Source organism: Alkalibacillus haloalkaliphilus (assembly GCF_007991275.1).
Classification (GTDB): Bacteria; Bacillota; Bacilli; order Bacillales; family Alkalibacillaceae; genus Alkalibacillus; species Alkalibacillus haloalkaliphilus.
Map to the genome: position 1 here is coordinate 21,997 of NZ_BJYA01000008.1, position 11,778 is coordinate 33,774.

Genomic DNA, 11,778 nt, shown 5'->3' on the forward strand with positions numbered 1-11,778 from the left:
TTTCATTAAAAGCACCATATGATGAGTATCAAAGGAAGGGAACGATGCACATGCTCCAACTTCTCTTTTGGTTGATTCTGATTATAGGTGCTTTTTTCTTTAACATGTTAGGTATGATGCAATTAGTGCCTAGGTGGATCTCTTTTCCACTCCTGTTTTTAGTTTTATTTCTGTTTATTTCTGTAATTACACAAAGAAATTCTTATGGTCGAACGACTAGACGTTTTCACTAGCCTTTGAGTGCGAATCTCAAAGGTTTTTATTTAGTTGCTTTTGTCGAATATTGCTATCTATGAGCTATTTGATTAATTCTATGAGCCATTTGCTCCGATCTATGAGCCGTTTTTGCAAATCTATGAGCTATTATCGAATTTCTATGAGCTATTTCCAGAACAGATCTGCTACTAAAAAAACAACCGACTACAAAGTAGCCGGCTGCCCCTAGTTAAATCTTATTCATTTAATAATGCTTCAAACTCATCTAATTTCTGTTCAAATACATCTAATGCTTCTAAAATTGGTGCTTTAGTTGTCATATCAACGCCTGCTTTTTTGAGCACATCGATTGGATCTTCACTGCTTCCAGCTTTTAAGAAATCTTTATAACGTTCAACTGCTGGCTCGCCTTCTTCTAAAATTTTCGCAGCTAGTGCTGTTGCAGCTGAATAGCCTGTTGAATATTGATAGACGTAATACCCCATGTAGAAGTGTGGAATACGAGCCCACTCTAAGCCAATTGATTCATCAACGTGGACGTCATCTCCGAAATACTTCTTATTTAAGTTATAGTAGATTTCTGTAAGCTTCTCAGCCGTTAATGCTTCACCATTTTGATCACGTTGGTGGATTTCGTGTTCGAATTCAGCAAACATCGTCTGACGGAACACAGTGCCTCTAAATCCTTCTAAGAAGTTGTTTAATAGGTATAAACGTTTTTTCTTCTCATCAAGCGTCTTTAATAAATAATCATTTAATAGTGCTTCATTGGCAGTCGAAGCTACTTCAGCTACGAAGATTGAATAGTCACCGTAACGTGGCTCTTGATATTTACGTGTATAGTAACTGTGTAATGAGTGACCTAATTCGTGAGCTAACGTAAATAAGTTATCGACATTGTCTTGCCAGTTCATTAAGATATATGGGTTCGTTAAATAGCCACCAGAAGAATAAGCGCCACTACGCTTTCCTTTCGTCTCTAACCAGTCGATCCAACGCTCCTCATAACCTTGTTGTACAATTGACGTATATTCTTCACCTAAAGGCTCTAAACCTTTAAGAACATAGTCTTTCGCCTCATCAATTGTTACCTTAATCTTCTCATCGACTAGCGGTGTATAAATGTCATACATGTGTAATTCATCTACACCTAAAGCTTTCTTCTTTAAATCCATGTAGCGATGTAAAGAAGATAAACGTTCGTTTACAGCGTCGACTAAATTATCGTACACTTTTTCTGGAATATTGTTTTTATCTAAAGCCGCTTCACGAGCTGAATTATAATTACGCGCTTTCGCAAAGAAGTTCGCTTTCTTAACTTGCCCACTTAACGTTGCTGAGAACGTATTTTTATACTGGCCGAACGTTTCATACATCTTTTCAAATGCTTGTTGGCGCACAGAACGATCCTTAGAGTCTAAAAACTCACGGTAGCGCCCGTGTGATAATTGAACCTCTTCCCCGTTCTCATCTTTAATCGTTGGAAACTCGATGTCTGCGTTATTTAACATACTAAACGCATTACCTGGTGTTGAAGTCACTTCTGACACTTCAGCTAGTAGCGCTTCTTCTTTCTCTGATAAAACGTGTGGACGAGACTTCATGATGTCTTTTAACGTCTTATCATAATGCTTAAGTTCATCATTTTCTTGAATGAACTTCTCAATTTGCTCATCATCCATCGCTAAGATCTCTGGTGTTACGAAACTAAACGCACTCATCATTTGCGTAATTAACGACTTAGCACGTGCATCTTGGTCTTGATATTTACTGTTTGTTGTATCTTGATCTGAGCGCATATGCGAATAAACGAACACTTTTTGTAGACGAATACGCAATTCATCTTCAAGCTTCAACACCGCTAACAAATTGTCCGCCGACTCAGCTATAAGACCTTTATACTCTGAGATTTTCGAAAATTCTTGTTGCAGATCTTTAAACGCTTGTTCCCATTCTTCATCTGTAGCAAAAATAGCTTCCAAATCCCACGTTAATTCTGTTGGAACGTTTTCCCTCGTTTTTAAACCGGTAGCTTCTGACACTTATGTAACCTCCTAAAAGAACTTTTTTTCTTATTATTCTCTATTTTATAAAAGTTTCATGCAATTGTAAAACTTAACTACTTAAGCATTATAAAGTTGATCGAGCAATTCACGGTCATTTTGCAAGGCTTCGTCCAACGTTTTTGGATAGTGAACTTCTTTCTTCTTCACAAATGTTCCACCTTCTTGACGTTCGATATATCCTAAGTTAGCTAGTTTCAAAGTGTAATCATAAAGTGGATGAACAGCAGAACTTGGGTAAGCTGAAGTTAAACGAGAGTAAAAGAAATCACTTAATCCATCATATAAATCTTGCCACGAAAAATCTTCTTCTACGTCTGTTACATCTAATACATCCATAATGAAATGTGTTTGCCATACATACATAGGTGTGTGATATAAATGATAATTTTGTACAGGTAAGTAAATACAAGAAGGTAAATATTGAGGATGTAAACGATTATTGTACAAAAACTGTAAATACTCTTTCTCTTCATCAGAAGTAAATTGCCTTTGTTTTGTACGGAATCGTCTCTTTTGTAATAACCATTGATCTTTTTCTCTGTTTTCTGTTGGCTCGTGAATTAATAGATTTTGAAAAGTTAAATCTGTGATCGGCTTAGTTGTTGATGATGAGAAGGCTAAATTTTGGTGAACCGTAGATGGGTGGTGAATAGAAAACGTAAACTTACTAGGATTATAAGTGAAGAATCTTAAACTTTTCGCATAAGGGGACGCTAGTAAGCTAGTTCTTATAGCTGTATTAATTTTAAAAAATCCTTGTTTCAAAGGTTGATCATACGAAGGGCCAAAAATCCAGATTGGGATAATTTGTTGGGATAAAAAACCTTCAGTTCGTTTTAGAAGTTCTTGTGGTTCAATTGGAGAGCATTGATACTCAATTGCGTAGTAAAACTTGCCAACTTTCGTTATAATGTCTGCTCGTTGTTGAATTGATTTGACGAAGTATTCGAGGTAAATTGGATGTTTTTGTTGAAATAACCATTTAGCAAGATGCATCTTTCCTTTTAAATGGGTATCACTTTCACCTTGGCCGTGACGGCACTGCCCATCACTTCGGTGCGCAAAATGAGGGATATTCACTTCACCTGCTTTTAAAATAACAGGTTGCTTACAGTTCGGACAATACAAAGCTTCACGCCTCATTTGCTCTAATTTTTCACGGGGTTGACTAAAGGAGACGACAGCTTGTCCTTGTTCATTCATAGCCTTTAACAATAGACATCACTCCTATAAAGTTTGGATTGTATTAAAATCACCGCCGTTATAACAGCGGTGATAATAATCTAAACAATGATTCTACAACACGAATAAAAATAGAACGCTGTTTGAATTTTTCTGGATCAATTGGTTGAGCCACTTTAAAATCTTCTTTAAAATCTTCGACAAGCTTATTCGTACTATCAGTTCTAAATAAAAATGCGTTTACCTCGAAATTCAAATGAAAGCTACGCATATCCATGTTGGACGTACCAATGGAAGCTAGCTCTTCATCGACAACAACAATCTTACTATGAAGAAAACCTTTACCATATTCAGATACTTTCACACCCGCATCCATTAACTCCGGATAATAAGAGCGAGAAGCATGGAATACAATGCGCTTATCCGGTACACTAGGCACCAACAGACGGACATCGACACCACTTAAACTCGCTACTTTCATCGCTGTTAAAATATCTTCATCAGGAATGAAATAAGGTGAAGCAATCCAAATCGATTTCTTCGCTGAAATAATCATCGAAAAGTATAACTTCTTAATATTTTCCCACTGCGTATCAGGTCCGTCAGCGATCATTTGTACTCCGCCAGCTTCATGGTCATTTAATACCATTTCAGGTGACAAATAATCTTGCTTTAACAATGATTCACCAGTTTCATAGTGCCAATCTTGTAGAAAGATCATTTGAAGTGAACGAACAGCTTCTCCCCTCACATGCAAGTGAGTGTCGCGCCATTCGCCAAAATAAGCGTTTTTCCCTAAGTACTCATCACCAATGTTCAAACCACCCATGAACCCTAACTCTCCATCTACTACAATGATCTTACGGTGGTTACGAAAGTTAATACGGTTACCGATGAAAGGTAATTTTACAGGGGCAAACGCCTTAAACCTAACCCCTGCTTCACGAAGTTCCTCTTTAAATCCTTGTGACAATTTCCAACTTCCAACTGCATCATACAAAAATCGTACTTCCACTCCACTTTTGGCTTTTTCAATTAAAATGTCTTTAATTTCACTGCCAATTTCATCATCACGCACAATATAGTATTCCATGTGAATATGGTGTTTTGCTTTTCGTAAAGCATCTAAAATCGACGGAAAAGTTTCCGATCCATTCGTTAATACACGCGTTTCTGAGTTAAATGAAACAGGTGAATTACCAAGCTCATGTGCAAGTCTGAAGAACATTTTCTGGTGGTCACCCATTTGATTTAAGTCTTGTTTTGTAATAGGTTTTTGCCCTTCAATTTTGTTAAAAGCTTGCTCATCTAACTCTTGCTTTTCGTCATAGCGTTTTCTCTTCGTATAATTTCGACCGAATAATATATAGAAGAAAAACCCTAAGACAGGAAAAGCTGCAAAAACTAATATCCAATTGATCGTTTGAGATGGATTACGATTCTCAATAAATATAATAAATACAATTAAGATAGCCGAAAGAGTCACAAAAATAGAGAACGTCGTAACAAGTCGACCTTCCCAAATGACATATGAGAGATATCCGATCCCAACAACTAGTGCTGTAAACAACAGCACTTGTATCCATTTAAGCATATTACATAAGCCTCTCTTCTCTATCCCTCTTTGAAAGCTGGACTTGCACCAACTTTTATTATAAAGCGTTATTTATAAACCCTTTCTCAATCATATACGAGATATAAATTTACAATACAAAAATTGTTACAATTTTGCAACCGAGTTGATTTCGGGAAGTTTTTAGATGCTCATAATTATTCCCTCTATTTTGTAACATCTAACTTATTTAAGCTATATAATTTATTGAAGGGTTATAAAAAAATTTATTTCGGTTAAGTGTGAGCGCTGATAAACATCAGACGACCGCTGAAAAATTTTCGCGAGCGCTGATTAAAACCGTCGGTGAAATTTTGTGAGCGCCAAATAAACCGCGTGAACGCCAGAATCCAATTCACGAGCGCCAAATAAACCGCATGAACGCCAGAATCCAATCCACGAGCGCCAAATAAATTGCCTGAACGCCAAAATCCAACCACGAGCGACGATCAAATCTTACCTCATAATAAAAAATGACAAGCTTGTCATACAACGAGCAAGCTTGCCAATTTTATTTATTTAAAATGTTTTCTTAGTTGTTTAAGTGCGTTTTCAGCCATTACTTCTGTGCCATATTCAGCTAGGTAATGAACCGTTTTATCCGATTCTTCACCGTATTCTAGTAACTGGCTAATGTAGTCTTCTTGTTCATCTTCGCTTAAGAAGCCATTTGGAAAACCAATGTGCAGATAATAATTATTATCATAAGCGTATAGACGATCATCAACGAAACGCGTGTCTTTCATTGATTGACTTAATGAAATAACGTCTTCAATATCTTTGAACTTAATTGTTAACGTTAAGTCATCATCCAAATGTCTCTTCTTCTTTGATTTAGGAGTTGATTCTTCAGACGATGAGTCTTCTTTTGGGAAGCTTTGCTCCATAAAGTTTTCTAAGTCTTGTGTTACGCCTGAGCTGTTTTCTCCGTCATTTAAGTCAGGTAATTCTAACTTATTTCCGTCTTTTGAAATTTGAGCTTTTGTCACAACAATTTCAAGACCTTTGTCTAACGCTTGAACTTGAATCCATAATGGGCCATCGACACTAAAGTCTTCATGGTCGTTAACTTCATCCATCATTTCCCAAAACAGTTCTTCGCCTTTTTCTCGGTTGTACCAGATATCTTCACGACTAAAACCGCGTTCTTCAATATCACCGTAAGATATATAAAATTTTAACGTGTTCTCATTAATTCTTTCTATTTCCATTGTTCTCCTCTCCCTTCTCATAAGCAATTAAATAGCTGGGAAGGACTACCCGAAAACTCCTTACACCTACATTACCCTGAATCAAAATCTTTCAATCATTTCATAAAGAAGCCTTCTTGTTCATATTTTATGTTAGGTAGATCTTTATTGAAAATGTTTTTGACTCGCTTTTTACAAATTCCATGTTTGCCCTAGTTAAACCTCCGTTGCCATAACATCTAAGCAAACTTCGGACAAGCCATGCATTTATTTGTATTTAGTCCACTATTTTAAAACATATATAACAATTTGTCACGTATAAAAAGGAGGTTTTTTAGTGGAAATTTTATTTGATATAAATTGGGATATCTTAAAAGCTGTACTAATCATCATTGGTCTCGACCTTATTTTAGGTGGCGATAACGCCGTTGTTATTGCCATGGCGAGCCGAAACTTGCCTAAATCGTTACAAAATAAGGCAATTATTCTTGGGACAACCTTTGCGATACTGTTCCGATTTTTATTAGCGACAATTGCGATTTATTTACTCACAATCCCTTACGTTCAACTGATTGGTGGCGTCTTTTTATTCTTCATAGCGATCCAGCTACTACTAGATAAAGGCGATTCTCACCAAAACATTTCTGCATCAGCCACTATGTTCGGTGCTGTAAAAACCATTATAATTGCTGATGTCGTCATGGGGTTTGATAATGTGCTAGCAATCTCAGCTGCATCAAACCAAAACTTATACTTAATCATCTTTGGATTATTAGTATCAGTACCTATAATTATTTTCGGTAGTAAATTGATTTTACACTTCATGAGTAAATACCCGATGATTATTTACTTCGGGGCTGCTTTATTAGCTTATACGAGTGCAGAGCTCATCTTGAAAGAAATTAAATTACAACCAATACTCATCCACATGCCGCTTGTGCACTGGATTTTCCCAATAGCTGTCATTTTAGTCACGGTAATGATTGGTTATTTATCAAGAAATAAGACTGCTTATTAAAAATAGACAAAAGCCGAACCATCTTACTATGGTTCGGCTTTCTTATATTGTACTGTTCATTAATTAACTAATCGCTGTGCTTCTTTTAGTTGGAAAGAACGAACTTTTCTTGGTAAGAAACGTCGAATTTCATCTTCGTTATAACCAACTTGTAGACGCTTATCATCCAATATAATTGGACGCCTCAATAACCCTGGATTTTCTTGAATAAGATCAATTAAATCCTTTAGCGGCATTTGATCTAAGCTCGTATCAAGTGTTTGGAACACTTTTGAACGTTTAGAAATGATCTCGTCAGTACCATCTTCTGTCATGCGTAAAATTTCTTTAATCTCATCAGCTGACAATGTCTCTGAGAAAATGTTACGCTCTTCAAATGGAATTTCATGTTCTTGCAACCATGCTCTTGCCTTTCTACAAGATGTACAGCTTGGTGATGTAAATAAAGTTACCATGCCATTCACTCTCCTTTTAAACGGCTTTAGACATGAAACAAAGTATATTGAAAAAGATATTAGTTTAGAATTAATCTAATCTAACTTATCTTAAGTATACAACATTTTTATGTAGTTGAATAGAGCGTCAGATTAGTTGTAATGAAAAATTCACAATATCGATTTCTGTCTTATTATTGGTTTACCCTTAATTACCAATAATAAACGTATTTTTTATAAATAATTTAAAAAAATTACGGTAAAATGAGATATTTCTAGAGTAGCTTATTGTCATAATAGGGGATTTGGAAACTGAATCTCCGCACGTGAGATCAGCTTAAAAATTAAAGAGGCTGCTAATAAGAGCAACCTCTTCATTATACCATATTTTACACACCTTTGGGATCTTTTATAGCTTCAAATAAATCAGATTTTCTGTCACGATCAATCGTTAATACTTCTTCTACGGGTTGATATGATTCGCCGTATATTTCTTCATCTTTATAAGTATGGATTTGCTCGTACAGCTTCTTCATCTGTTTATATATAACTTCTTCAGACGCTTCATCAGGTGACCAATATAAAATTTCTAACGTATTCATTTCGTTAGTTGCTAAAGAACGACGAGTATAACCAATTGATTGAGCATGCTTAAACCCTTCTCGCTGATAGAAACGCAATCTCTTCTCTGTATCAGTATCTTCATAATCAACTGGTTCAACTTCTAAAATAATTGGCTTATTACGCTCTTTCAGCTTGTTTAATAACTTTTGACCGAGGCCTTGCCCACGTGCTTTCGTTGATACATATACATAATCTATAAAGATAAATGACTCAAACTCTACATACATCATGACATGATGCTCACCTTCATCTTTATAGTACACATCACTTTTTTCCTTCAATAATCGTTCCATATGTTCCTTTGACTTCATCTCTTCAACCGGAAAGTATTCATTTAACTTCTCATACCAGTTCATACATCTACTCCTTCTTATGTTGTATTCACCATTATTAACGATGGCGACTTCATTATTCATTATAGAATACGGGGAAAATTCTGTTAAACGGCATTAAGTGACGCTCAGTTAGATTAAGTTTGATTTAAAGTGACTATTTACCCTCAGCCATATAATCCCTCAAATATACACATATAAACTTCCATATCCATTAAAATATAAAGAATTTGCTAAAAAACATAAAAAAGACTTTTGGCTAAATAACCAAAAGTCTTTTTAAGAGAGAATTAACGTGGGTCAAAGTTTGCATCTCTCGTGTATCTATTACTTGGGTCCCAAAGCAAGTATTCGTAAATACCATTATCATAAAGTGCTTCAATTTGCGCTGTTACTTCATCTGGACCGTAAGTAAACACATTGCCTGAAGAATACAACCATGAAGCTGTGAAGTCTTGTAACCACGGTCTAGAAACCGGTGGATCATCAAGTTCAGCTAATAATTCATTTTCAACTTGTGCATACTCATTAACTAAGTTATATGGCTCACGGTCTGGCTCTGAGATACCGAAGTAAGGTGTCCAATGACTTGGATAAATCATAGAAGAAATAACATCCACATTTTCTGAAATACCTAAGAAATTTTGACCGATACCAGGAGCGTCTTCAACTGTTGCAGCATAACCAAAGATATCAACTGAAACGTCAACACCATATGGCTCTAATTCATTGTAAGAATACTCAACAAACTCATTAACTGCTGTAACACGCTCTCTAACATTATCAAGCCCAGCATCTTCATAGTCTCCGCGCGTGTAGTCTAACATTTCATCACGTGTTTCAAATCCTTCAGGGAAACGAACATAATCAAGCTGAATTTCTTGGAAGCCTAATTCTACCGCATGCTTCGCTATATCAATGTTATACTCCCAAACATCTTGTACAAACGGATTAACAAAAGCTTCGCCACGCCCGTTAACCCAAACTTCACCATCTTCTAAAAATGACCATTCAGGCTTGGATTTAGCTAACTCTGAATCTTTGAATACAACAACTCGTGCAATTGGGTAAATGCCTTCTTCTTCAAGACGTTCAAGCATTGCTCGTGGGTCATCAATATAGCTGTCTGAGAACTCATGTCCATATATTTCTTCTGGTAATTCATAAGTAATTTTACCGTAATCGTCTTTAACGTCAATAACCATTGAATTTAACGGCGTATCATTTATGAACTCAATTAAGTCTTCAAAGCGAGAGCCACCCGCAGAATGTCCTGTTACATAAATGCCTCGTACAGCATCAGGATACTCAAAGTGTAAACCTGAATTAAACGTAAAGCGAGGAAGTGGGTCAGGTAATTCTTTAATTTGTAGACCTGTTTCATATGTAGAATGGAATGTTACCATTTTTGACTCTGTTTCATCTGCATGAAGTTCGAATTCAGATGAAAACAATTGAACAAGTCCTAAAATTAATACTAATGATATGATGATCCGGCTCTTCTTCATAGTTTCATTCCCCCAAGTTGTTTTCTATCTGTTACTATTATAATCTGTTTTTGACAGTATTTGTTGGAATTTTAATAATTTCTTATAAAAAAACCAAAAATCCAACAATTGTTGCAGTTCATTTTAACGCATGTCCAATATTTTTAGTCAAAATGATTGATTGACTTGCAACACAATTGAACATTACATATAATATAAGCAGTAAAAACATACTCTATTAAATGCTATGAAAAAGCATAAGTACAATATAACCTCTATTTTCAGTGAGTCTGGCTAGTGAGAACAGACAATATGTTATGTTGGAAATTGGAGCTTTGGAGCTGAATGATCCGGTTAGCAACCGTTAACAAGCTTACACTGAGTGATCTCATTTTGAGGTAACAAGGGTGGTACCGCGAGTCCAGTCGTCCCTTATTTTAGGGAAGAGTGGATTTTTTTATTTACTTTTAGACGAAATAACCTAGGTTAAAGGAACATACTAAAAATACTTTGAGGTGATTTGATGAGTACAATATTTTCTGGCATTCAGCCGAGTGGTTCATTAACAATCGGTAACTATCTTGGTGCTTTAAGACGTTTTCCAAAATTGCAAGATGATTATAATTGTTATTTTTGCATTGTAGATGAGCATGCGATTACAGTACCGCAAGACCGTTTAAAACTTCGTAATCAAATTCGTTCTTTAGCAGCTTTATATTTAGCTGTAGGGATTGATCCAAAGAAATCAACGCTGTTTATCCAATCAGAAGTTCCAGCACACACACAGATGGCATGGATCTTACAATGTGTTGCTTACGTTGGTGAATTAGAACGCATGACGCAATATAAAGATAAATCCGCTGGCAAAGATGGCGTATCTGCTGGTCTATTAACATACCCACCATTAATGGCAGCTGATATTTTGTTATATTCAACAAATGTAGTCCCAGTTGGTGAAGATCAAAAACAACATATTGAGCTAACACGTAATTTAGCAGAACGTTTTAACAATAAGTACAATGACATTTTAACCGTTCCAGAACCACACATCCCAGAACAAGGCGCTCGTATTATGTCATTACAAGAACCTACTAGCAAAATGAGTAAGTCGGATGAAAACCAAAAAGCAACAATTTACATTTTAGATGAACCAAAACAAATCGAAAAGAAGATTAAAAGCGCTGTTACAGACTCTGAAGGCGTCGTTGAATACGATAAAGAAAACAAACCTGGTATTACAAACTTACTAAACATCTACTCAGGCTTCTCAGGTGAGTCCGTTGAAGAAATTACACAAAAGTATGAAGGCAAAGGCTATGGTGAATTTAAACAAGACTTAGCTCACGTTGTCATTGATGGATTAGAACCAATCCAAAAACGTTACTATGAGTTATATGAATCTGAAAAATTAGATACTATATTAGACGAAGGCTCCGACCACGCTTCTTTTGTCGCTAACAAAATGTTGAAAAAAGCGAAAAAAGCTATGGGCTTAGGACGCGTGCATTTGAAAAGGTAAGTTTAAGGGCAGAACTGACGAGCAGTTCTGCTTTTTAAATTTTCTATTCGGTAATTATTTTCTTTATTCGGTAATAAACCCTTCCTATTCGGTAATTA

General features: G+C 35.9%; 9 protein-coding genes and 1 other annotated feature. Of the genes, 2 read left to right on the forward strand and 7 right to left on the reverse strand.

All coding sequences use genetic code 11. The features are described 5' to 3' along the window. Window positions 1-452 precede the first annotated feature (452 nt). The 4 genes from pepF to mecA form a co-directional block, all read right to left on the reverse strand. Window positions 453-2,258 carry an oligoendopeptidase F gene (pepF, locus tag AHA02nite_RS06980; protein ID WP_146815741.1) on the reverse strand — a complete coding sequence of 602 codons (1,806 nt, stop codon included), beginning with the start codon at window positions 2,256-2,258 and terminating at the stop codon, window positions 453-455. 81 nt (window positions 2,259-2,339) lie between these two features. Further along, the gene (locus AHA02nite_RS06985) at window positions 2,340-3,497 is read right to left on the reverse strand and encodes a competence protein CoiA (RefSeq protein ID WP_146815743.1); all 1,158 of its coding nucleotides are present in this window, start codon (window positions 3,495-3,497) and stop codon (window positions 2,340-2,342) included. Window positions 3,498-3,543: 46 nt separating this feature from the next. Further along, entirely contained in the window at window positions 3,544-5,058 is a 1,515-nt protein-coding gene (gene cls, locus AHA02nite_RS06990) for a cardiolipin synthase (protein WP_146815745.1), read from the reverse strand. Between the two features lie 533 nt (window positions 5,059-5,591). Then, window positions 5,592-6,287, reverse strand: a complete 696-nt coding sequence (gene mecA, locus AHA02nite_RS06995; RefSeq protein ID WP_146815747.1) for an adaptor protein MecA — start codon at window positions 6,285-6,287, stop codon at window positions 5,592-5,594. A 316-nt stretch (window positions 6,288-6,603) separates the two neighbouring features. Here mecA and AHA02nite_RS07000 point away from each other — a divergent pair, with 316 nt between their 5' ends. Beyond that, entirely contained in the window at window positions 6,604-7,284 is a 681-nt protein-coding gene (locus tag AHA02nite_RS07000) for a TerC family protein (protein WP_146815748.1), read from the forward strand. A 59-nt stretch (window positions 7,285-7,343) separates the two neighbouring features. Here AHA02nite_RS07000 and spxA read toward each other — a convergent pair whose 3' ends face one another. From spxA to AHA02nite_RS07015, 3 genes are all read right to left on the reverse strand, one after another. Further along, window positions 7,344-7,739, reverse strand: coding sequence for a transcriptional regulator SpxA (gene spxA / locus AHA02nite_RS07005; protein ID WP_017184984.1), 396 nt, complete (start codon window positions 7,737-7,739; stop codon window positions 7,344-7,346). 368 nt (window positions 7,740-8,107) lie between these two features. Then, complete coding sequence (locus AHA02nite_RS07010) at window positions 8,108-8,698, reverse strand: GNAT family N-acetyltransferase (RefSeq protein ID WP_146815750.1); 591 nt, start codon at window positions 8,696-8,698, stop codon at window positions 8,108-8,110. Window positions 8,699-8,964: 266 nt separating this feature from the next. After that, on the reverse strand, window positions 8,965-10,182 hold the full coding sequence (locus tag AHA02nite_RS07015) for a putative glycoside hydrolase (protein ID WP_146815752.1): 1,218 nt from the start codon (window positions 10,180-10,182) through the stop codon (window positions 8,965-8,967). A 217-nt stretch (window positions 10,183-10,399) separates the two neighbouring features. Then, window positions 10,400-10,597 (forward strand) — a binding site (T-box leader). Window positions 10,598-10,684: 87 nt separating this feature from the next. On the opposite strand from AHA02nite_RS07015, the gene trpS reads away from it, so the two are divergent. Next, window positions 10,685-11,680, forward strand: coding sequence for a tryptophan--tRNA ligase (trpS, locus tag AHA02nite_RS07020; protein WP_146815754.1), 996 nt, complete (start codon window positions 10,685-10,687; stop codon window positions 11,678-11,680). The last annotated feature ends 98 nt before the right edge of the window (window positions 11,681-11,778 follow it).